The 23,201-nt window shown below is 38.3% G+C and carries 25 protein-coding genes and 1 tRNA gene; 1 reads left to right on the top strand and 25 read right to left on the bottom strand.

From position 1 onward, the window contains the following. Nucleotides 1–45: 45 nt before the first annotated feature. The 5 genes from BQ6100_RS17785 to BQ6100_RS17805 form a co-directional block, all read right to left on the bottom strand. Nucleotides 46–1,089, bottom strand: a complete 1,044-nt coding sequence (locus tag BQ6100_RS17785) for a sugar-binding transcriptional regulator (protein ID WP_075982882.1) — start codon at nt 1,087–1,089, stop codon at nt 46–48. A 136-nt stretch (nt 1,090–1,225) separates the two neighbouring features. Continuing rightward, the gene (locus BQ6100_RS17790; RefSeq protein ID WP_075982883.1) at nt 1,226–1,471 is read right to left on the bottom strand and encodes a glutaredoxin family protein; all 246 of its coding nucleotides are present in this window, start codon (nt 1,469–1,471) and stop codon (nt 1,226–1,228) included. A 20-nt stretch (nt 1,472–1,491) separates the two neighbouring features. Beyond that, nucleotides 1,492–2,826, bottom strand: coding sequence for an RNA polymerase factor sigma-54 (rpoN, locus tag BQ6100_RS17795; protein ID WP_075982884.1), 1,335 nt, complete (start codon nt 2,824–2,826; stop codon nt 1,492–1,494). Between the two features lie 108 nt (nt 2,827–2,934). Next, nucleotides 2,935–3,987 carry an acyltransferase gene (locus BQ6100_RS17800; RefSeq protein ID WP_084780460.1) on the bottom strand — a complete coding sequence of 351 codons (1,053 nt, stop codon included), beginning with the start codon at nt 3,985–3,987 and terminating at the stop codon, nt 2,935–2,937. A gap of 202 nt (nt 3,988–4,189) precedes the next feature. Then, a tRNA-Arg gene (locus tag BQ6100_RS17805) sits at nt 4,190–4,261 on the bottom strand. 366 nt (nt 4,262–4,627) lie between these two features. Between BQ6100_RS17805 and clpP the strand changes: the two genes are divergently transcribed. Further along, nucleotides 4,628–5,233 carry an ATP-dependent Clp endopeptidase proteolytic subunit ClpP gene (clpP, locus tag BQ6100_RS17810; protein WP_075982886.1) on the top strand — a complete coding sequence of 202 codons (606 nt, stop codon included), beginning with the start codon at nt 4,628–4,630 and terminating at the stop codon, nt 5,231–5,233. Between the two features lie 187 nt (nt 5,234–5,420). Here the strand turns inward: clpP and BQ6100_RS17815 are convergent, their stop codons facing one another. From BQ6100_RS17815 to hprK, 20 genes are all read right to left on the bottom strand, one after another. Beyond that, nucleotides 5,421–5,678, bottom strand: a complete 258-nt coding sequence (locus BQ6100_RS17815) for an HPr family phosphocarrier protein (protein ID WP_075983620.1) — start codon at nt 5,676–5,678, stop codon at nt 5,421–5,423. 53 nt (nt 5,679–5,731) lie between these two features. Further along, nucleotides 5,732–6,673: a DNA-binding protein WhiA gene (gene whiA, locus BQ6100_RS17820; RefSeq protein ID WP_075982887.1), complete on the bottom strand. Its 942-nt coding sequence runs from the start codon at nt 6,671–6,673 to the stop codon at nt 5,732–5,734. Nucleotides 6,674–6,763: 90 nt separating this feature from the next. After that, on the bottom strand, nt 6,764–7,747 hold the full coding sequence (locus tag BQ6100_RS17825) for a gluconeogenesis factor YvcK family protein (protein ID WP_075982888.1): 984 nt from the start codon (nt 7,745–7,747) through the stop codon (nt 6,764–6,766). Further along, nucleotides 7,744–8,637, bottom strand: a complete 894-nt coding sequence (gene rapZ / locus BQ6100_RS17830; RefSeq protein ID WP_075982889.1) for an RNase adapter RapZ — start codon at nt 8,635–8,637, stop codon at nt 7,744–7,746. Before rapZ ends, BQ6100_RS17825 begins: the two co-directional genes overlap by 4 nt. Nucleotides 8,638–8,663: 26 nt before the next feature. Beyond that, on the bottom strand, nt 8,664–9,122 hold the full coding sequence (locus BQ6100_RS17835) for an 8-oxo-dGTP diphosphatase (RefSeq protein WP_075982890.1): 459 nt from the start codon (nt 9,120–9,122) through the stop codon (nt 8,664–8,666). Between the two features lie 360 nt (nt 9,123–9,482). Beyond that, nucleotides 9,483–10,433 carry a thioredoxin-disulfide reductase gene (trxB, locus tag BQ6100_RS17840; RefSeq protein WP_075982891.1) on the bottom strand — a complete coding sequence of 317 codons (951 nt, stop codon included), beginning with the start codon at nt 10,431–10,433 and terminating at the stop codon, nt 9,483–9,485. 108 nt (nt 10,434–10,541) lie between these two features. After that, the gene (locus tag BQ6100_RS17845; RefSeq protein ID WP_075982892.1) at nt 10,542–12,041 is read right to left on the bottom strand and encodes a tetratricopeptide repeat protein; all 1,500 of its coding nucleotides are present in this window, start codon (nt 12,039–12,041) and stop codon (nt 10,542–10,544) included. Between the two features lie 187 nt (nt 12,042–12,228). Then, a complete protein-coding gene (gene hisIE / locus BQ6100_RS17850; RefSeq protein WP_075982893.1) occupies nt 12,229–12,876 on the bottom strand; it encodes a bifunctional phosphoribosyl-AMP cyclohydrolase/phosphoribosyl-ATP diphosphatase HisIE in 648 nt (215 codons plus the stop codon). Further along, nucleotides 12,873–13,631 (bottom strand): imidazole glycerol phosphate synthase subunit HisF, encoded by a 759-nt coding sequence (gene hisF / locus BQ6100_RS17855; protein ID WP_075982894.1) that lies wholly within the window; start codon nt 13,629–13,631, stop codon nt 12,873–12,875. Before hisF ends, hisIE begins: the two co-directional genes overlap by 4 nt. Next, nucleotides 13,632–14,363, bottom strand: coding sequence for a 1-(5-phosphoribosyl)-5-[(5-phosphoribosylamino)methylideneamino]imidazole-4-carboxamide isomerase (hisA, locus tag BQ6100_RS17860; protein ID WP_075982895.1), 732 nt, complete (start codon nt 14,361–14,363; stop codon nt 13,632–13,634). Then, nucleotides 14,360–14,998: an imidazole glycerol phosphate synthase subunit HisH gene (gene hisH, locus BQ6100_RS17865; protein WP_075982896.1), complete on the bottom strand. Its 639-nt coding sequence runs from the start codon at nt 14,996–14,998 to the stop codon at nt 14,360–14,362. The genes hisA and hisH overlap by 4 nt, the downstream gene beginning before the upstream one ends. Nucleotide 14,999: 1 nt before the next feature. Beyond that, nucleotides 15,000–15,587: an imidazoleglycerol-phosphate dehydratase HisB gene (gene hisB, locus BQ6100_RS17870; protein ID WP_075982897.1), complete on the bottom strand. Its 588-nt coding sequence runs from the start codon at nt 15,585–15,587 to the stop codon at nt 15,000–15,002. A gap of 42 nt (nt 15,588–15,629) precedes the next feature. Then, complete coding sequence (gene hisD, locus BQ6100_RS17875) at nt 15,630–16,901, bottom strand: histidinol dehydrogenase (RefSeq protein ID WP_075982898.1); 1,272 nt, start codon at nt 16,899–16,901, stop codon at nt 15,630–15,632. Nucleotides 16,902–16,933: 32 nt separating this feature from the next. Continuing rightward, nucleotides 16,934–17,566 (bottom strand): ATP phosphoribosyltransferase, encoded by a 633-nt coding sequence (gene hisG / locus BQ6100_RS17880; RefSeq protein ID WP_075982899.1) that lies wholly within the window; start codon nt 17,564–17,566, stop codon nt 16,934–16,936. Further along, the gene (locus tag BQ6100_RS17885) at nt 17,563–18,744 is read right to left on the bottom strand and encodes an ATP phosphoribosyltransferase regulatory subunit (RefSeq protein ID WP_075982900.1); all 1,182 of its coding nucleotides are present in this window, start codon (nt 18,742–18,744) and stop codon (nt 17,563–17,565) included. The genes hisG and BQ6100_RS17885 overlap by 4 nt, the downstream gene beginning before the upstream one ends. A 276-nt stretch (nt 18,745–19,020) precedes the next feature. Continuing rightward, nucleotides 19,021–19,572 carry an acyltransferase gene (locus BQ6100_RS17890; RefSeq protein WP_075982901.1) on the bottom strand — a complete coding sequence of 184 codons (552 nt, stop codon included), beginning with the start codon at nt 19,570–19,572 and terminating at the stop codon, nt 19,021–19,023. Beyond that, complete coding sequence (gene ppaX, locus BQ6100_RS17895) at nt 19,569–20,222, bottom strand: pyrophosphatase PpaX (RefSeq protein ID WP_075982902.1); 654 nt, start codon at nt 20,220–20,222, stop codon at nt 19,569–19,571. Before ppaX ends, BQ6100_RS17890 begins: the two co-directional genes overlap by 4 nt. Continuing rightward, entirely contained in the window at nt 20,212–21,156 is a 945-nt protein-coding gene (locus BQ6100_RS17900) for a nucleoside recognition domain-containing protein (RefSeq protein ID WP_075982903.1), read from the bottom strand. Before BQ6100_RS17900 ends, ppaX begins: the two co-directional genes overlap by 11 nt. Nucleotides 21,157–21,185: 29 nt before the next feature. Next, a complete protein-coding gene (gene lgt / locus BQ6100_RS17905) occupies nt 21,186–22,001 on the bottom strand; it encodes a prolipoprotein diacylglyceryl transferase (protein WP_075982904.1) in 816 nt (271 codons plus the stop codon). Between the two features lie 33 nt (nt 22,002–22,034). Beyond that, entirely contained in the window at nt 22,035–22,961 is a 927-nt protein-coding gene (hprK, locus tag BQ6100_RS17910) for an HPr(Ser) kinase/phosphatase (RefSeq protein ID WP_075982905.1), read from the bottom strand. Nucleotides 22,962–23,201: the final 240 nt, after the last annotated feature.

Below are 23,201 nucleotides of genomic sequence, written 5' to 3' on the forward strand. Positions count from 1 at the left end.
TTCCTCCTAGTCTTCTGAAAACTTTTTCTCTATATTTTAAAAATATTATAAGGGGATATCCCCTTGTAATAACTGTTTTGCGGCCCCTTCATCTGTAATGAGGACCGTTTTTTCCTTTGCCGGGGCTTGCTTCATATATGAGCGGATTGCTTTACCTTTTGATGCTCCACCTGCCACAGTTACGACATGTTGGACATGTTCTAAATCATCTAACTGAAGACCAATGGTTTGAACCTTATGAATTATTTTTCCTTGTTCATTGAAATAATATCCAAATGATTCTCCAATTGCTCCTGCCTTGATGATTTCTTCCAAAAGCTTCGCATCTGTTTTTCGGCGCTTGGCCATTGTCATAGCATCTCCAATACCATGCAAAACCATGCTAGCAGACTTAATTAAGCTGAGTACCTCTTTGATGTTTGGTTCTCTCATGATAGATTGGTACGTTTCCTGGCTAACTTGATCAGGGACATACAAAACGCGGTGTCTTGAATGTGTTCTTTCCGCCATGATTGCACAAATCGTGTTCGCTTCGTTCTGAACATCCTCTCCAATTCCACCTCTTGCTGGAACAAACAACATGTCTTTATCCTCTAGATCAGGGGTTAGCATATCTGCTACCGCAGCCATCGTTGACCCACCAGTAACAGCGATGATATTATTCCCTTCAAGTAAGACTTTCATGCTTAAAGCACATGCTCTTCCAAGGCCTTTTTTTACCCAAGGGGATTCATCACTATTTCCAGCAACCACTACGACCTGTTTGATGCCTAATTGATTTTGTAATTTTTTCTCCAGTTCGGTCAGTCCTGTTATTTCTCTCATGACACTTTCAAGGCTATCAAGTAAATTATTTCCTTCGGGTGTTAAGCTCATGCCGACACTTGTCACTGAAATCAGATTTTGCTCTTTAAGAAAATCAACTTCCCCTCTAAGCACCCTTTCAGTGATCCCTAAACTGATTGATAGATTCCTTCTTCCTACTGGCTGCATCAAATGTATGTATTGGAGGATGTGATAACGTTTTTGCATAACGGTAAGCAAATCAGGTAATAATTTTTTCTGAATATCAATCATTGATGACTTCATGATATCCTCCTCTTTCCTGATGGGCAATAAATGTCCCTCTTAGACATATTATGTCCCGCTCACTCCAAAAAAAAACTCCCCTGCTACGTGTTTTATTGTAACAGGGTGGTATTTATAATTCAACTAAAAACCCTTTTTATTTTATTGTAAGCGCTTCATATATGAACATTTTGTCAACTTGACCGAACTGAACTTCTTTTCCATTAATTTCAACAACTGGAATCATTAATCCATATTTTTCAGTGAGTTCATCACTATGATTAATATCCACTTCATCTAATACAAAATTGAATTGCTGTTTTAATTCAACCAGTATCTCCTTTGCTTGTTCACATAGATGGCAACCGTTTCTCGTGTATAAAATAACATTGGTCTGGTTCATTTTTGGCTTCTCCTTTATGTCTAGTCGTATCTTTTTCTTTTAGATGACGAAGGAATGCCCAATTGGTCCCGATATTTAGCAACAGTCCTTCTCGAGATCACCATTCCATCATTCTCCCTGATTATTCGGACAATTTCTTGGTCGGATAGTGGCTTTTGTTTATTTTCCTTCTCAATTAAATTCTGAATAATCTCCTTTACCTGCTTAGAGGAAGTCGCCTCGTTCGTAATAGTTTGAATCGTACTTGTAAAAAAGGACCTTAGTTCAAAAGTGCCAAATGGTGTTTGAATGTACTTATCTCTTACTGCACGGCTAACCGTTGACTCATGTATGTCTAATTCCTCTGAGATTTCCTTCATCGTCATAGGTTTCAAGAACGAGGGCCCTTTTTTAAAGAAATCTGGCTGTTTTTCAATTATCTTTAATGACACTTTTGCAAGGGTCTCTTTTCTTTGCTCTAAACTTTTAACAATCCATTGATAATCCTGATGTTTTTCCTTTAAGAATTTCCTTAATTCTGAATCCTCTTTACGAGAGAATTTATTAAAATAAACTTCATTAAAACTAACCCGTGGTATCAGGTCGTCATAAATACTGACAGCATACTCGTTGCCATTCGGCTTAACCACCACATCAGGAATAATATAGGCGGATTTTTCCGAGACAAAATTGGCGGCAGGTCTAGGATTCAGTGTCAAAACCAAATCGAATACTTTTTGAATTTCCTTTAAGGAAATGCTCATTAGTTTCGATAATTCCTTCCACTTCTTCTCAGCAAAAAGCTCAAAATGCTCTAAGACTATTTTTTCCGCGATTTCATTTGGCTTCTCTAGTCTAGTTAATTGTAGGTATAAACATTCCTTTAGATTGCGCGCTCCAATCCCAGCAGGCTCAACCTCTTGCTGAATCTCATGCAACCACGCTTCAAGTTCTTCATTAGAAAAACTACTAATCTTTGAAATTTCTTCTATATCCGTACATAAGTAACCGTTTTCATCAATATGTTCGAGCAAAATCATGACGATTTCATTTTCACGTGGATTTAAGCTGTTCAAGTGAATTTGCGAAAGTAAAAATTCTTGTAACGTAATAACCTTCTCACCAATTTGTTCGATCCATGCCTTTTGGTCTTTCTCCATTCCACTTCGTTTCATCTTCACACGATCAAATTGTGGGTTGAACGTTTTTATATTGTCTGTTTCTAATTTGATTAAGGGATTTTCAAGAGCTTTACTTTCAAGAAAAGAGGCAAGCTCTAGAGAGGAGTATTGTAGTAAAGCAATTGCTTGGCTTAACTCTTGGGTCATTGTTAATTTTAAGGTTTGCTGTTGCCATAGACCTGTTTTTAAGTTCATTAAACATCTCCTCCTTATCCCATTTTACAATAAGGAGGAAAAATGTTGTATGAGAAAATCTTCTTAATTTCGGGTGACAGGCACCTTACATTTTTTGGAATTAATATATTAGGTAATTCTCTCCCCAAAGTAAGGGATCTTCCTTATAAAATGGGTGATGATAAAGCTTATGATGAATATCATCACAGCTATGATAGGAACAGAGAAGATTTGGTTAAATAGCAAATTATCAATTCCAAATCTCATTAAGATTGTTCGAATCATATCATGAACTAGGTACATACCGAAGCTGTAGGTCGATAATATAGAGATGATCTTTAAGCTTCTCTCCCCGAGACGGATTTTCTGTAAAAATTCTTTACCAAACAAGAACAAAGCTACCGGTGTAAAGAATACATTTGCCCTTAAATAATAATATAAAAATGTATCTGGCGCGCCCTTCTCTAAGGATAGGATTCTTGTTCCAACAATCGTTGCTAATATCCCGATGACCCCTAGAATGTACAACCATTTTTTCGTCTTTGCACTTAGCTCATAAGTTGCTAGGTAGTACCCCATGATGAAGTAGATTGTATAGCCCAATACTAAATTCACATCAAATTTAATGAAGAACGGTGCTACTAAATGAAATGGTTCAAAATGATTTAAGGTTGGTAACAAGCTTGTGAAAATAAAGCTAATAACCAAAAAGTATTCAATATCCTTTTTCGTTGCGCTTTTCATAAAGGTTCTTAAGATCGGTGTAATGAGATATAACCCTAAAATCATATATAAAAACCACAAATGATAATGAGTCTTCCCTTGGAAAATCACTAGGAATGTATCAAGTAAGAAGTAGCGGTCGATCGTATGATTTAAAAATCCCTTATACACTTGATAAATAAATCCCCATACGATTAAGGCTAATACTACACGATAAATATTTTTTGTATAAAGTTTTTTCATAGTCAAAGGTCTATTCGTATTTAAAAAGAACATCCCACTGAGCATGGCGAACATCGGCACACACCAACGTGCCAATGAATCATAAATGTTCAGTATGTTCCATTCATATGTATTTGGTTCTAACTGTGCATAGTTTGTTGCACTTACGTGAATGATCATAACAGCAAATGTTGCGAGTACTCTTAGTATGTCTGCATAAATAATTCGATTTCCCAACCTCAACTTCTCCTGACCATAGATACTTTTTACCAATATAAAAATGGGTAAAATCACTATAATTGAGTATAATCGACAAATTCCGCCTGGTCAAACGAGCATTTAAGAACGAAATCCCAGGATTATATAAAAAAACCTTATCTAAATAGCTATTAGCTATCTAAGATAAGGCTTTCGTCGTATAAAGTGAACTTTTTCAAAGCGCCCTCGGAGGGAATCGAACCCCCATTTTAAGAACCGGAATCTTACGTGCTATCCGTTGCACCACGAGGGCATTATAGCTAATATAGAGTCAAGTTTGATCGAACAAAATGATAATCATAATAAGCAGTACGTTTACATATTATATGTCATCTTCAAATTCTTTGCAAGAAGACTTTATAGGAGGCCAATAAGAAAACCTTCTTCTCTTACTGATTATTTTTTTCCCAAAAAGGATATGATGAAGAAGGATTGAAACGTATAAAATCAGTTGAAATACCAATTGGCAATTATTTCTCGATTTCTAAAGCGATTCGTTTGACCTTTATTGACCATCAGTGTATGATAAAATTACATACAGGATTCAAACGTTTTCTTTTAATGGAGAAATATACTAAGCATTGTATGTTGGACTCTTATATAAAAGGAGGAAATAAAAATGAACTTAATCCCTACAGTTATTGAACAAACCAACCGCGGGGAACGTGCATACGACATTTATTCCCGTCTTCTTAAGGATCGTATTATCATGTTGGGCAGCGCCATTGATGATAATGTCGCAAACTCTATTGTTGCTCAATTATTATTCTTAGAAGCAGAAAATCCAGAAAAAGATATTTCCATTTACATTAACAGCCCTGGAGGTAGTATCACGGCAGGAATGGCCATTTATGATACCATGCAGTTTATTAAACCAGATGTTCAAACCATCTGTATTGGTATGGCTGCATCAATGGGTGCCTTTCTTTTAGCTGCCGGAGAAAAAGGAAAGCGTTATGCTCTTCCAAACAGCGAAGTTATGATTCACCAACCACTTGGTGGCGCCCAAGGTCAAGCAACTGAAATTGAAATCGCAGCGAAACGTATTCTTTTCCTACGTGAAAAGTTAAACGGTATTCTTGCTGAACGTACTGGTCAATCTCTCGAAGTCATTTCTAGAGATACCGATCGTGATAATTTCATGACAGCTGAAAAGGCAAAAGAGTATGGACTAGTTGACCATATTATTACAAGACATACCCTTAATGATAAGAAGGACAAATAAACTTACCGGTAATTCGTCATTGATTGACTAACAGGCTATCCCATAAGGTGCAAGCTGCCAAATGGGGTAGCCTTTTTTATTGTCAGAGTTCAGCTTGTAAAATCAATTTACCCAAATAAAAAGAGGAAACAACATAGGTTATTTCACTCTCCCCAATTAACGATATATTTCTTTTCCCCAGCTTTTTCTAATCTTCATTTTGAATATAGTTTACTAACTCTTCTAATGCTTGTTCCTCGTCTCTTCCTTCAGCGAATAAACGAATGTTTGAACCGGAATGAATCGCCAAGCTCATTAGCCCCATAATGCTTTTTGCGTTAACCTTTTTCCCATCCTTTTCAATGTAAATATCTGATGAAAAACGGTTCGCCTCCTGAACGAATTTAGCAGCAGGACGTGCTTGCAATCCTGTTCTTAATTTTACTTCAAGCTCTTTTTCGACCATCATTCTCATCCTCCCCGATGTTTTTTTCTTATATATTAATCATATGATGTAAACTACACATTATCTCCTGCACGTAGTTTTTCAGCAATTTCATCTATTTTTCTTAACCGGTGATTAATGCCGGATTTGCTGATATTACCACTTGAAACCATCTCGCCAAGTTCCTTTAAAGTTACATCCTGATAAGCCACTCGCAGCTCGGCAATTTCACGAAGCTTATCAGGTAAAATTTGTAGCCCTACTGTTGATTCAATATACCTAATATTCTCAACCTGCCTTAAAGCAGCTCCTATGGTTTTATTTAAGTTCGCTGTTTCACAATTAACGAGTCGATTAACAGAGTTTCTCATATCACGCACAATACGAATATCTTCAAATTTTAATAGAGCGCCATGTGCACCTATTATATTTAAAAACTCGGTAATCTTTTCAGCCTCTTTTAAATAATTAATAAAGCCCTTTTTTCTCTCTAAAGTTTTACTATTAAGGCGGAAGGTATTCATTAGGTCACATAGGGCATCATTATGTTCTTTGTATAACGAGAAGATTTCTAAATGATAGGAGGAGGTTTCAGGGTTGTTAACTGATCCCCCAGCCAGAAAGGCACCGCGTAGATATGCACGTTTACAGCATTTTTTTCTTATTAAGTCTTCAGAAATGTCTTGAACAAATTCAAATCCTTCCTTCAGGATTCTGAGGTCTTCAAGGATTTCTCTTGCTGAATCGGCCAGACGAACAATATAAACGTTATTCTTTTTTAATCTCATTTTCTTTCGAACAAGAAGTTCTACCTGGGTATCATAGTGCCTTTTTATAAGCGTGTAAATCCTTCTTGCAATTGCTGCATTTTCCGTCTGGATATCAACAATTAATTTTCGATTAGAAAAAGATAAAGAACCGTTCATGCGTATGAGGGCGGAAAGCTCTGTTTTACTACAACAATCCTTGGACTCAAGATTGGTTAATTCTTTTTTAGTTTCTGAAGCAAAAGACATCTCCTTCACCCCCTAATTTCTATTTTAATTGTGTGTATTTTGGTGGAAGTTCCAATAGGATAAAGGATTAATTAAATCTCATAAGCCTAATTACGGTTTTGAAGATTGTTTGGTTTCATTTAATATTAAAGAATATAATATTTTCGCCACTTCTTTTGTATCATGTCTAATGACTCCATTGTCCAAGCAGGCGATTTCCCCATGGACTACCTCGAGTCCTAAATCATATAAAGCACTTAAATCATAACGAACAGGCCTTGCCAATTCTTCACTATACTTTTCTTGAATATCATCTGGAATTTCTTCGCTATTCACTAGAATCGTATCAATCATTTGACAATCTAAATGATGATAAATGGCTTTTACGTGGTCGCTTGCGGTGAAATCCAACGTTTCACCTGCCTGAGTCATCAAATTGCAAATATATACTTTCTTTGCCTTTGCCTTACAAACCTCTTCTCCAATTTTAGGAACAAGTAAGTTTGGTAATATACTTGTAAAAAGACTACCTGGTCCAATAATAATAATATCCGCTTTTCGAATAGCTTGAATCGTTTCCGTAAGAGGCTGTACATCCCCAGGTGTTAAAAACACCCTTTTAATTTTCTTACCAGAATACGGAATTTTTGATTCCCCTGATACAATCGTTCCATCTTCCATTTCAGCATGTAAAATAACACTGTGATTAGCTGCAGGCAGCACTTTCCCTCTTACATTTAGCACCTTGCTCATTTCACGAATAGCATGTACAAAATTACCTGTAATCGAAGTCATCGCAGCAATTATTAAATTCCCTAGTGAATGACCAGATAGTTCTTTAGAAGACGTGAATCTATGTTGAAACATTTCTTCAATGAGCGGCTCAACATCTGATAATGCAGCTAAAACATTTCGAATGTCACCTGGCGAAGGGATATCCATTTCATCTCTTATCCGGCCTGAGCTCCCTCCATCATCAGCAACCGTGACAATGGCCGTGATATCCACAGGGTATTGCTTTAAGCCTCTGAGAAGTACAGGTAGCCCCGTTCCCCCACCTATGATAACAATTCTTGGCTGTTCCTGTTGGGTCATGTAATTTTTTCCTTTCTCTTCTCAATATCACGGTGCGAAATAACAGTATGATATTCCTTTTCAAAATAATGCCCAATGTATTCAGCAAGAGCGACAGAGCGATGCTGACCACCTGTACATCCGACAGCTATAATCAACTGTGCTTTACCTTCACGTTTATAATGTGGGAGCATAAAGCTTAAAAGCTCTGTAACCTTTTCAAGGAATTTATTCGTTTCATTCCACTTGAGAACATAATTCTTCACTTCTTCATCTAATCCAGTCTGAGGCCTCATATGTTCAATATAATAGGGATTAGGCAAGAAACGCACATCAAATACTAAATCCGCATCAATAGGCAGACCATATTTAAAGCCAAAGGACATGACATTCACCGTAAAAATGGTCTGTTTATTGACAGAGAACTCTGTTATGATTTTTTCCCTTAGTTCTCTTGGCTTCATCGTTGAAGTATTATAAATAATTTGTGAACGACCTTTTAACTCTTCTAACAAATCCCTCTCTAGCTTGATTCCTTCAAGTGGTGAACCAGATTTTGCTAAAGGATGCGATCTTCTGGTTTCTTTATATCTTTTCACTAATGTGGCATCATCGGCATCTAAAAACAAAATTTGTGGATTTACCCAAGAGGTTTCGGCTAATTCATCTAATGCTCTAAACAAGGAATCAAAAAATTCTCGTCCTCTTAAATCCATAACTAATGCAACTTTATTCATCTTATTCCCAGAATCCTTCATCAGTTCTAGGAATTTCGGTAAAAGAGTTGGAGGTAAGTTATCTACGCAGAAGAATCCTAAATCTTCAAAGCTTTGGATCGCTACAGTTTTCCCTGCACCTGACATTCCTGTAATAATGACCATTTGGGTGTCTTGAACTGCACCAGTACTCATAACTATTACCTCCCTTATTTTTTAATTTAACTCGGATCTAATCGATAGCTAATAAGCTGATACTCCGGTGTGTACGTAAAAGTTCCATAGATGATTCCATTTCCGTGGACCATATAATCTAAAATATGATAATCTCCCTCTGCCATCGGTAGATTTTTTATTTCTTCAATTGGGTGCCAGGTGATTTTTCCCTCATCTGACTGATCAAGATGAAGTCCATCCGCTTCAGTTGTATAAAACGTGAACATCATCCATTCTGAAATCACCTGATCTCCATCCTTCATAATGAAGGTGAAAATCCCTTTAATATTGGGATTTCTTAAATATATGCCAGTTTCTTCTCTAAATTCACGGATACAGGAGTCTCTCACAGATTCACCAGGTTCCATTTTACCACCAGGAGCAACCCACCAGCCCCTTCTAGGCTTTTGTAAAAGCAATATTTTATTTTCCTTAACTAATACACAATTTGTTACTCTCTGCATATTAAATCACCCCGGTACCGTCCAACTCAAAACATTTTATTAGGCAAATTTTTCGTTACTTTTATTATACTATTTTATGCAAACGGTCACAATTAATCATACCGTCCTTTTTATCTTTATTCTTCCATGTAAATTTATGGGTTTTTCTACACTTCATTATTTTAATATAAAAAAAAAAAAAAAAACACAGGTTTCCCTGTGCGAAAGGATTATATCTTTAAAGGGGGTCAATTTCTATCTTTATCATACCCCATCTATGTTTCATGATTGTTACAGGATAATTAAAACACAATTAATTTTTGTAAATATTTCTATCCAAACCAATTTTTCGGGATTATCCCCAATCCTACTTACAGAAAATTAAGCCTTTGCTTTTAACGATTCCATTAGCTCTTCTACATAATGTTGAGCATTTTGTGCAGCAATACTTCCATCACCTGTTGCAGTGACAATTTGTCTTAGTGTTTTCTCACGTATATCTCCCGCTGCAAAAATACCAGGAACCTTTGTTTCCATTTGATCGTTTGTTTCAATATAGCCGTTTTCGTTCGTAATTCCAAGATTAGCAAATGGTTTTGAAAGTGGCACCATACCAATATAAATGAAGACACCATCGGTTTTAAATTCCTGTTCTTCCCCATTCACGGTGGAAACAAGAGTAACGCTGCCAACCTTGCCCTCTTTGTCATTTATTTGTTTCACTGTATGATTCCAGATGAAATCAACTTTTTCATTATCAAATGCACGTTGTTGAAGAATTTTTTGGGCACGTAGTTCATCACGACGGTGAACAATCGTTACCTTGTTCGCAAATCTTGTAAGATAAACGCCTTCTTCCACAGCAGAGTCTCCTCCACCAACGACAACAAGCTCTTTCCCTTTAAAGAACGCACCATCACACACTGCGCAGTAGGAAACCCCGCGTCCCCCAAGTTCCTTCTCCCCAGGAACGCCAATTTTCTTGTACTCTGCTCCTGTTGAGATAATGACCGCTCTTGCCTTAAATTGCTTTGATCCGGCTACAATCGTTTTATATTCTTTTCCATCAATAATTTCCTTAATGTCTCCATAAGCATATTCCGCACCAAACTTCTTTGCATGCTCGAACATTTTGTTCGCTAGCTCAGGTCCTAAAATAGTATCAAATCCTGGATAGTTTTCAACTTCCTCTGTATTAGCCATTTGGCCACCAGGGACTCCCCGTTCGATCATCAAAGTGGAAAGGCTCGCGCGAGATGTATATACAGCCGCTGTCATACCAGCTGGACCGGCTCCAATGATGACAACATCATAAATTTTTTCCTCTGTCAATTCACTCCACTCCTTTCATGCAAAACATCAAGTAATCTGGTTCATATGTTTAGTATTCCCTATTACACATATCCTATATAACAACAGTTCCATCGTCCAATGATTTGCTCAAATGAGATGTTTATTTACCATTTTAATATATTTTTGAAGTGTTGAAGTTGATAAACCATATTGTTTCGCAACCTGGTTCTGTGAAATTTTTTCTTCACGAAGCTGATGCCATAAGTAATCAGTCGCAGCAGCCCATGCACGATTATTTTTAATATCTGTTTTTTCATTCACAAGCTCTACAAAAATGGTAAACCACATTAAAAATAAGCCTGCCTCTACCGTCCCAACTGGCTGATAGAAAGAGTACAATTCCTTTGCCGTTTCGTGAGCATTACTTAAGCTTGACTTCGATGGACTGAAATCCTCAATTTCTGTCCAATATGAGTTCTCCAGAGCATTTGATTGCTCGTTAATTTGAAACCATTTAGATGAAATAATATCCTGTTTTTTGCTTGAAATCGATGTTAAAAATAGAGCGAATAACCTTTCTTCAGTATATTCGCTTTCAAATCTTTTTCGAATATAATTGATATCCTCTTCAAGGGTATTAGCTGATGAATCCTCACGATTCCAAGGCTCAAGTCCGGATTTCTCTGGGCTTTTCTCAATTACCTTTTTCCAAACAACTTCAGAAAGATTTTGTCTCCCTGTAAAGTAAGCCGAATAGGATAGCCAATAATAAAATGCCCCGTCCCCTTCATAACCATGCTTATGAAGCTTACGTAGCCATGCATAGGCCATCTCATACTCCCCAACTAAAGCAAAGGTTGCACCAAGCTTAAACTGATGCTCAAACAAAATTGGGTTAACTTTCTTTAATGCCTCTTTGAAAATTTTAGTTGCTTTAAAATCCTTTAAATAAAAGGCAAAAACAAGCTGATTGCATAGAGCATGTAAATTGCCTGGATTTTTTATTAATACATCATTCAATATGTTTATGGCCTTCTCTACTTCACCTAAATAAAAATGGGCTAAAGACAAATTATTGTAAGCTGACCAATACTCAGGAAAGTCTTCAATGACAGTGTTCAGCAGTTCAATTGCCTCATTGAAGTGACCAGATTCTAACAATCCTCTTGCTTTTTCTTGTTTGATAATCAGTTCATCCTGTTCAAATAGGTCCTCTTCCAACTCCTCTGCCTCTAAAGTAAGCACGTCAAGAAGCTCCTCGGCATCATCTAGAAATTCACCATCGGGCTCAAGGTCGAGATACATATTAGCATGGTGATAGGCATCTTTAAAAAGACCTAAATGGGCATAATTATTAGCCAGAAAATAATGGCATTCAGCCATTTTTACATCCATATCTTCAAGAATTCGGTACAACTGTTCGTTGGACTTTTGATATTCGCCCATTTCCGTTAAAATGATGGCTAATTGACAGGCAATCATCGGCTCCCCAGGTTCTAGAACCATTGCACGTTCGATATATTTTTTTGCTTTATAAAAATCACGGTGGCGATATGCCTTTACCCCTTTTGAAAAATAGTACTCACCCGTGGGATTAAATGTAAGTATTTTTGCTTTCGTTTTTATTGCTTTTGAGTCTTTACCCATGTAGTCCTCCATAACCGATGTTTAACTATAAAATTATATCATAGGAAATTGTATAAAATAAGATGAACCGGGAAAATTAATAATTTAAGTATTTCCATTCGAGCGGGCCGGACCACAATTGCTAAAAACCCAAAAAAATCTGACCCACCCCCAAAGTAGGAAGCAGAATCAGACCTCAAACCAATGTCTATTTATCATGTTTTGTATGTCTTTCCGTTAATACATTTAATACTTCCTTAAACGGTAACTCCTGCTCAACCAATAGTACGAGCAAATGATAAAGAAGATCCGCAGACTCCCATTTTAGCTCTTCATGATCTCGGTTTTTTGCGGCAATGATGACCTCTGCTGATTCCTCTCCAACCTTTTTCAGGATTTTGTCGACCCCTTTATCAAATAAATAGGTCGTATAAGCTCCTTCAGGTCGCTCTTTCTGACGGTCGATGATGACCTTTTCAAGTGAAGCAAGAATCTGATATTCCTGTAAATCTAACCCCTTTTCAGATACCTCGGATTTCACGATTGCTTCTGTAAAACAGCTTGTTGTTCCATTATGACAGGCAGGGCCCTTTGGATTGACTAAAACTAAAAGTGCATCCTGGTCACAATCATATTTCAGCTCAACGATGGTTTGTGTATTTCCGCTAGTTTCCCCTTTATGCCAAAGCTCACTCCTTGAGCGACTATAAAACCATGTTTCCCGAGTTTCTAATGATTTCTTTAAGGATTCCTTGTTCATATAGGCCAAGGTTAGTACTTCTTTTGTTGTCACATCCTGGACAATGGCTGGGACTAAGCCTTTCTCATCAAATTTAATGTCTTCTTCAATATTCATCTTACGTACACCCCGTTTTCTTTTAGAAAAGATTTCACTTCTGTTACGGATGTCTCCCTGTAATGGAAAATGGACGCGGCAAGCGCAGCATCAGCTTTTCCTTCCTGAAAGGCAGAAACAAAATGCTCAGCATTTCCAGCGCCACCAGATGCAATAACTGGTACTGTCACCGCCTCACTAACTGCTCTTGTAAGCTTCAAGTCAAAGCCTTTCTTTTCCCCATCACTATCCATACTAGTTAACAATATCTCACCAGCTCCGCGTTCAACGGCTTCCTTTGCCCATCCAATACAATCTCGGTCGGTCGCTGTTCTACCACCATGTGTATAAACACGCCATGAGCCTAACTCTTCATCGTATTTTGCATCAATGGCCACAACTATGCATTGCTTTCCAAAAAACCTGGCTCCCTCATTAATTAAATCTGGATTCATAACTGCTGCAGTATTGAGGGATACTTTATCTGCCCCAGCTCTTAAGATTCTTTTCATATCCTCCAGGGAATTAATTCCGCCACCAACTGTGAAGGGGATCGCAAGCTCAGAGGCCACAGCCTTTACAACATCAACCATTGTTTTGCGTCCCTCATGTGATGCTGAAATATCCAAAAAGACAAGCTCATCGGCCCCTTGTTCATCATAAAAACGAGCAAGCTCCACAGGATCACCTGCATCCTTTAGCTGAACAAATTGAATTCCTTTCACTACGCGACCTTCCTTTACATCCAGACAAGGAATGATTCTTTTCGTTAACACTTACTCGTTCACCTCTCTTAATGCCTCACGGACCGTAAATCTGCCCTCATAAATCGCTTTTCCTACAATCGCTCCTTCCACGCCAGAAACGGACAATGCCTTTAGGGCAGTGAGATCAGAAAGCCTACTAACTCCGCCTGAAGCGATGACATCTTTCCCAGTTTCTTTAGCCATTAACTTAACCGCTTCAAGATTCGGTCCAGAAAGCATGCCATCTGTAGCAATATCGGTAAAAATAAATGTCTCTGCACCGGCGTCAGCAAACCGTTTTCCAACCTCGATTGCCTTCATTTCAGAGGTTTCTAACCAACCATGTGTAGCAACCAAACCATTCTTTGCATCAATACCGACTGCGATTTTTGAACCATATTTTTTGATCATTTCCACAGCAAAGCCCGGATTAGAAATGGCGATGCTTCCAATAATGACTCTTTCAATTCCTCGCTCTAAATAATGGACAATATCCTGTTCCGTACGTATACCGCCACCAATCTGAACCTTTGCATTTAATTCTTGAGCTGCCTTAATGACGAACGCATCATTCACTCTTTTTCCATCCTTCGCTCCGTCCAAATCAACCATATGAATCCATTTGGCACCTTCGAGAGCAAATTCCTTCGCCATATCAAAAGGAGAATCTCCATATACCGTTTCTTTATCATAGTCACCTTGGAGGAGACGAACGCATTTTCCGCCCCGCATATCAATGGCTGGATAAATGGTGAAACTCATGATGCCACCACCTTTTCTCCACTAAACTGGGTGAAATTCGTTAATAGCTTCACGCCCGTCTTCCCACTTTTTTCCGGGTGGAACTGCATTCCAAATACATTTCCTCGACCAACAACAGCAGGAACCTGAACATCATAGTTGCTTTCAGCTATAATTACCGTAGGATCGTCAGTCACGACATAATAGGAATGAACAAAATAAACAAAGTCCTCTTCAATAGAATCTAGAATTGGAGAGTCTTGTTTAAATAACAGCTTATTCCAGCCCATGTGAGGAACCTTATACGTAATCCCCTCCTGAGTGACACCTGGAAAGTGAACAACCCGACCTGGGAGTAGTCCCAACCCCTTAGTTAAACCATGCTCCTCACTTTCCTCAAACAACAGCTGCATACCTAAACAGATTCCAAGAAGTGGCTTTCCTGTTTGAACAAATTCAATAATCATCTCACTTAATCCCGTTTCATTTAACCGATCCATTGCATCCTTAAACGCTCCAACGCCTGGTAAAATTAAACGGTCAGCCTTCATCAGCTCTTCCTTATCTTCTGAAATAAAGTAAGGGACTTCTAGTCGTTTTAACGCTTGACTCACGCTAAATAAATTCCCCATTCCATAGTCGATAATTCCAATCACCCTATAACAACCCCTTTGTAGATGGAATTCCTTTGATTCGTGGGTCAATCGTAGTCGCCTCATCCAAAGCACGAGCTAACGCTTTAAATACAGCTTCAATCATATGGTGTGTATTCTGACCATAATGAACAATCACATGGAGATTCATTCTTGCCTCAAGAGCAAGCTTCCATAGAAATTCATGTACAAGCTCTGTATCAAAGGTTCCTACCTTTTGGCTTGGAAATTGGGCACGCATCTCTAAATGAGAGCGATTGCTTAAATCAACCACCACTTGGGCTAAGGCCTCATCCATTGGGACAAAGGAATTTCCATAACGTTTAATCCCCTTTTTATCACCAAGCGCCTCTCTTAGCACTTGCCCTAAGCAAATGGCAATATCCTCCGTTGTATGGTGATCATCCACCTCTACATCACCTTTAGCATCAATGGTCAAATCAAATTGCCCGTGCTTGGCAAATAAATCAAGCATATGTGTGAGAAACGGAACGCCAGTATGTAAATCCGCCTTTCCCTCTCCATCAATATTCAGCTGTAAGGATATATCCGTTTCATTTGTCGTTCTCTTCACACTTGAAATTCTTGTCATCCATTTCCCTCCATCCCAATGTCTTTTATGTTTTTTTCTTCTTTATTCTTTATTAAATCTTGCCTCAACGGCTCTGGCATGTGCCTCTAGACCTTCTAGACGGGCAAATGCGGCAATCTTTTCTTGATTTTCCTTCAATGCTTGTTGACTGTACATAATAATGCTTGATTTCTTTTGAAAGTCATCGATATTTAGTGGACTTGAAAAACGTGCTGTTCCATTAGTTGGTAAAACATGATTGGGTCCGGCAAAATAATCTCCCACTGGCTCAGAACTATAGCGACCTAAAAATATAGCCCCTGCGTGACGAATTTTCCCGAGCATCTCGATTGGATTTTTCGTCACAACCTCCAAATGCTCCGGTGCAATCTTATTAATTGTTTCTGCTGCTTCATCTATCGTTTCTGCTAAATAAATTGCCCCAAAGTTCTCAATAGACTTACCTGCAATAGCTTTTCTAGGTAGTACAGCTAGCTGTTTTTCCACTTCCAAGGCAACCTCTTCTGCAAGACGCTCTGAAGTTGTGACTAAAACACTACAAGCCAACTCATCATGCTCTGCTTGAGATAATAGATCCGCAGCCACTTCATGGGCTCTTGCCGTTTCATCTGCTAGAATAGCAATCTCACTTGGTCCTGCAATCATATCGATATCGACATCACCAAAAACCTCTCTTTTTGCCAAAGCCACATATATATTACCTGGTCCAACAATTTTATCAACAGATTGAACGGTTTCTGTTCCATAAGCAAGAGCTGCAACTGCTTGAGCTCCCCCAACCTTATAGATTTCGGTTACACCCGCTTCCTTTGCAGCCACTAAAACACCTGCGGGAAGCTTACCGTCTTGACCTGGAGGGGAAACCATCACAATTCTTTTCACACCTGCTACCTTTGCTGGCATCACGTTCATTAAAACGGAGGAAGGATAGGCGGCCGTCCCACCAGGAACATATACACCAACGGAATCCAATGGGGTCACCTTTTGCCCAAGCATTGTTCCATTCTCACTCGTTGTCATCCATGAATTACGTACTTGTTTTTCATGATAGCTGCGAATATTTTCAGCCGCTTCCTGAATGATAGCAACAAGCTTTTCATCTACTAAACTGTAAGCCTCTTCGATTTCCTCAGTTAAGACCAATAATGAATCCAATCGACAGCCATCAAATTTTTCTGTCAGTTCTTTTAAAGCGAGGTCCCCTTCAGCTTTAATTCTAGAGATGATATCCTTAACGACTAATCGCTGTTTTTCTGTTCCGTTTTCTACTGATCTCTTGATATTAATACTTTCATTCACTCTTTGGATTTTCATGTTTTTCTCCTCCACTTTAGGGAATGAATGGCTTAACCCTGTTGGATGACTGAACTTAAGCGAGAAACAAGCTCACTAATGCGTTCATCCTTTAATCGATAACTTACAGGATTAACGATCATCCTCGATGTAATGTCTACTATGCGTTCATATTCTACTAATCCGTTTTCTACTAATGTTCTTCCAGTGGATACAATATCAACAATGCGATCCGATAGACCGATAATAGGGGCTAATTCGATTGAACCATTTAACTTAATGATTTCAACCTGCTGCCCTTGCTCGCGGAAAAAGGTAGCCGCAACTTTCGGATATTTCGTTGCTACTTTCGGGGCTACATCATTCATTTTCGTATTAGGAAGCCCCGCAACAGCTAAATAGCATCGACTGATTTTTAAATCTAGTAATTCATAAACATCTCGTTCCTCTTCAAGCATAACGTCCTTGCCCGCAATCCCTAAATCAGCCACTCCATGCTCGACATAGGTTGGAACATCCATTGGCTTTGCTAAAATAAAACGAAAATTTTCTTCCGGAACGTCAATAATGAGTTTACGAGAGTCTTCAAACTCGGGAGGTAGTCGGTATCCAGCCTGCTTCAAAAGCTCTACTGCTTCTTCAAAGATTCTGCCCTTAGGCATGGCAATTGTTAAATGATTTCTCATTGTCCCACTCTCCCTTTGCTGCCAACAAGAAATGTGACATCATCAAACTGACTAGTACAGGCATCGATATTTTTCACACCGTTAATATCCTGAACAATCACCTTTTTCCCTGTTGCACGGATATCCTTCGCCAATAGGAATGCCTCCTGTCTCCTTTCTTCGCTAAAAAGAATACAATGGTCCGGTCTGCTGCTAACGATATTACCTGTCGCTTCAATTAATTTATCTAGGGTTAATGCAAAACCTGTTGCAGCTGTCTCCTTACCGAACTTTTCAAAAAGAAGATCATACCTGCCACCGTTGCCGATTGGGAATCCAACTTGGTCAGCATACACCTCAAATAAAATCCCCGTATAATAACTCATATGACTAACAAGAGTAAGATCAAATTTTATATTCGCTTCCTCTCCATAATCAACAATGATTTCCCATAGCTGCTTTAATTGCTGTATGGCTTCCTTTCCCTTCTCATCCTCTACAAGAAGGAGAGCCTCGTCCATTACCTCTGAACCTCCTTGGAGTTTCAAAAAGTCTAATAAACGGCCCTTATCGATTGATGAAAGGGACAACCCTTCTACATGCTCCCTGTATCCAACAAAATTTTTCTCATATAAGAATTGAGTTAAGGAATTTGCTCGTTCCTTTGTTCCAACAATTTGAGTAAAAAGGTCTTGAACGAAGCCAATGTGACCGATGGAGATTTGAAAGTTATTAATCCCTATCTTTTTAAGAGATGAGGTCATGAGGGCAATGACTTCACCGTCAGCACTCACGGTTTCATCCCCAATACATTCAACGCCTATTTGTTCAAACTCCGCTGGTCTACCACCTTCTCTTTGCTGTGCACGAAAAACATTTTCTGAATATGCTAGTCTTAATGGCAAATTCTCATTTAAAAGCCTTGATGCAGCCACACGGGCAATTGGCGCCGTCATATCTGGACGTAGAACAAGTGCGTGTCCTTGTTTGTCCAATAACTTAAATAGCTGACCATTTAAAATGGCAGATGCAGCACCAACTGTTTCATAATATTCTAGCGTCGGAGTTCCAATAAATTGATAACCCCAATTTTTCATTTCCTGTTCAATTTTCGTCCGAACAAGATTTTTAGTTTCATATAAATCTGGTAATGTATCCCTCATTCCCAGTGGTTTTTCAAACATAAATAACCGACTCATCGACTCACCTCTATGGAGATAAAATTCAAAATCCTTTAGTTCGCTAATATATTAGCAAGATGAAGTTATATGTAGTTTACTCTTGAAATGAAATTACGTCAATCAAAAATACCTATGATTTTTTCCTTTGTTTCTATACCATTCATCCACCTTCATTATTCCACACTTGTCAGGAATATAGTTAATAAATTTAGAAAATTATAATAAAAAAGCATTCTGTCCCTAATTAGAACAAAATGCTTTCACTAAAAAATCTCATATTACTAAAACCTTTTTTTAAAGTACTTCTTCTTTGGAAGACTTTTCTCCATAAATAGAGTCCTGCGCCCGTCTTTGGTCCATTTCTTCCTTAGTATATATCACCCTCATAGGGTTTCCTCCGACAAAGCTCCCTGGGGGTACATCTTTATGAACTAATGTCCCTGCAGAGACAATGGCATGATCTCCGATGATTACACCTGGGAGAATGGTTGAATTCGCGCCAATCATCACTTCATTTCCAATTTTCACTTCACCAAGGCGATATTCCTTAATTAAGTATTCATGAGCTAATATCGTTGTATTGTATCCAATGACCGTGTTCTTTCCCACACTAATCTTTTCTGGAAACATGACATCAAGCATAACCATCAAAGCAAAGGATGTTTGGTCCCCAACCTTCATTCGTAAAAAGGTCCGATACAGCCAATTTTTCATACCCAAAAAAGGAGTATATCTGGCCATTTGGATGACGATAAAGTTTTTTACAACCTTCCAAAATGGTACGGTTTGATAGACATGCCACAAGGAATTAGCGCCCTCAACTGGATATCGTTCCGTTCTTCTCATTGTTTCTCTACTCCAAGAATAGGCAGTAAGTCACTCATATGATTCAGCATAAAATCCGGATTAAAACTTTGTAAATATTCTTTTCCTTTGATAGACCATGAGACCCCTGCTGTTTTTGTACCAGCATTTTTCCCGCCTAATATATCGTGATAATTATCTCCTACCATTATGGCTTCATCATGACTGGAATTTAAAAGGTCTAGAGCCTTATAAATAGCCTCCGGGTCAGGCTTCGGCTTTTCAACATGATCTAGTCCGATAATGCAATCGAAAAAGGAATGAAGGTTCGTTAAATTCAAACCCTTAAGAATGACATCATACATCTTGGTTGATACAATCCCCAACTTAAAGCCCTTTTCCTTTAATGTTTGAACAGTTTCAAAAACACCCTCGAATTCCTTTACAAGGGAATCATGGTTTGCAATATTATACTCACGATACGTGTGAACCATCTCTTCTGTTTTTTCCAAATTGATAGAACTAAAGGTTTCATATAAAGAGGGACCCATAAATGGGATGACATCCTCCCTTTTATACCGACCAGGATAATAGCATTCAAGCGTATGCAAAAAGGAAGAAATAATGAGTTCATTTGTATTAATTAATGTTCCGTCTAAATCAAAAAGAATGGTATTAATTTTATTGTTCATAAAATTCTTTCTTTCCTTTCATAGCGATACTTCTGTTCCAAGCATATGAAACGATCATCGTAAGGATAATGGCAACGCATAAGCGTGTAAATAATAGTGGGATGACAGGAATTCCAAGTGGAACAAAGATTAAGGTATCCTCAATGACTGCATGACAGGCAACTAGAAAAATAAAGGCAATGGTAACATCCTTTTTACTAACACCATCCTCTTTTACAGCCTGAATCATAACACCTGCTCCATAAGCTAATCCAAAAATTAGTCCTGCTGCAAGCGTGGTAGATGTGTTCTCCTTCATTCCTAACCCACGTGTGACAGGAGCCATCCATCTAGAAAAGGTCTCAATCCACCTTTTATCCTTTAATATTTGAATGAAGATCATAAGTGGAATGACAATTAAAGCCAACTGAAGAATTCCTAAACCTGCTTTTTGCAAAGCCTCTAATATCATTTCAGCGATTCCATGTACCTCTTTACCACTTGGAACCATTCCGTACTTGGCCGCTTGGTCTCCCCCATGCCAAACTAGATTGATAATGAATGCTGAGGTAAAAGCCAGCCCTAATCTTACGGCAACAATCACCCACAACTTCACTCCAACCTTAACTGCTACACCTGATTCAATCAGTAAATTGTGAGAAAAGGAAAGCATGACCGCGATGATAAATACTTCCTTAACGGTTAAGGGGAGAGTCAATATAGCTCCAATGGCTGCATATAGGTTAAGAAAATTCCCCAAAACAAGTGGAATAGCGGCATCCCCTGATAACCCCAGAACATTCATAAATGGAGTAATCCATTGGATAATCCAATCCAATACCGGTGTAAATTGTAGTAGTGAGACAATCAAAGTAATCGGGAAGATAATCTTTCCTAATACCCAAGTTGTTTTTAGGCCAACATAGAACCCATGTTTTATCGATCTTAGTAGCATGCTTATCTCCCTTTGTTCAAGAAAAATATTTAATATCTATCAAAATATCTTTTGCCTGCATAGCCCTGGACTCTTCTATAAATTAAGACTACAATGGCACCAACTATTAAGAAGATGGATATCATTTGGGCCATCCTTAAATTATCCGTTAGCATTAAACTATCTGTTCGAAAGCCCTCAACGAAAAATCTTCCTATTGAATACCAAATGACATAGGTAAGAAACATCTCTCCTCGCCGTAAGTTGACTCTCCTTAAAAGCATTAGAACCACAAATCCTAACAGATTCCAAACTGATTCATATAAAAAGGTTGGATGATAGTAAGTACCATTGATATACATTTGATTAATGATAAAATCTGGTAAGTGCAGATTTTCTAAAAATGACCTTGTTACCTCTCCACCATGTGCCTCTTGATTCATAAAGTTTCCCCAGCGTCCGATTGCCTGACCAAGAATAATACTTGGAGCAGCTATATCCGCTAGTTTCCAAAATGAGAGGTTCTTCTTCTTGGCGAATACATATGCAGTGATTACCGATCCAATCAATGCTCCGTGAATGGCAATTCCTCCATGCCAAATTAACGGGATTTCTGAAGGATTTTGCATATAATAATCCCATTTAAATATTACATAATATATCCGTGCAGAAATAATGGCAATCGGAATGGCCCATATCATTAAATCGGAGAAGATATCCTTCTCAAGATCCCTTTTTTCAGCTTCCTTAATTGCCAAAAGGAGCGCTAGCAGCAGTCCACTCACAATAATGAGTCCATACCAGCGGACCTCCATTGGCCCTAGTGAGAAGGCAATTGGGTTTAACGGTTCAATCTTTTCTTCCATCCTCATTTCTCCTTCACTTTACTTTTTGTAAAATTAATCATCTGTATCTTCTATTACGTCTGCTAGTTTATCAGTAAATTCCTGTGCAGCATTTACTCCCATTCTTTTTAGACGGAAATTCATTGCGGCAACCTCGATTATGACTGCTAAGTTTCGACCGGGTCTTACTGGGACAGTTAGCTTTGTAATCTCGGTGTCAATAATCTTCATCTTTTCCTCTTCTAATCCAAGACGGTCGTAATGTTTGCTTTGATCCCAAATCTCAAGGCTAATGACAAGAGAGATCTTTTTATTACTTCGGACCGCTCCCGCTCCAAACAATGTCATGACATTAATAATGCCTAGCCCACGTATTTCAAGAAGGTGTTCAATTAAATCCGGGGAATTTCCTACAAGAAACTCGTCCTCTTCCTGTCTAATTTCCACGCAATCATCAGCTACCAATCGATGTCCGCGTTTGACAAGCTCCAATGCAGTTTCGCTTTTTCCAACTCCGCTTTTTCCAGTAATCAATACACCAACGCCATATATATCAACGAGTACTCCATGAACTGCCGTCGTTGGAGCTAATTTACTTTCTAGGAAATTGGTCAAACGGCCTGAAAAAGCAGTTGTTTTTTGCTTTGATCGCATAAGAGGAACAGATTGTCTCTCTGCTGCTTCAATTAATACCTCAGGAACCTCTAAGCTCCTTGTCACAACAATTCCTGGAGTGATATCTGTACATAAGCGTTCCATTCGATTCTGTTGCTCTTTTCCAGTTAATCGTTCTGAAAAGGAGAGCTCTGTTTTCCCAAGCAATTGAATTCTTTCTGCTGGATAATAATCAAAGTATCCAGCGATTTCAATTCCTGGACGAGAAATATCACTGGTTGTGATTGGGCGATTAATCCCTTCTTCTCCTGCAATTAACTCTAAATTGAATTTTTCAATGATATCCTTAGTCCGAACTTTTACCATATTGATGCCCTCCGTTTTCTGATTCTACATTTATGTATTCATCGGCATATTTTTTATCATTAAAACTCATTTTCTTAAAGTGTCCTTTTCCTTTAAGAAAATGTCACTTTCCATTTTAGCATTTTTTATTTCAGAACCAAAGGCAGCAGTTTTTTTAATATAAGGCTGTGTTAAAGTTCATTGTTGATATTAAGACATGTTGATCTACGTTTCAGGCGCGAAGACTCCTTTAAAAATGCT

This window comes from Bacillus massilinigeriensis (genome assembly GCF_900117315.1).
Classification (GTDB): Bacteria; Bacillota; Bacilli; order Bacillales; family Cytobacillaceae; genus Bacillus_BE; species Bacillus_BE massilionigeriensis.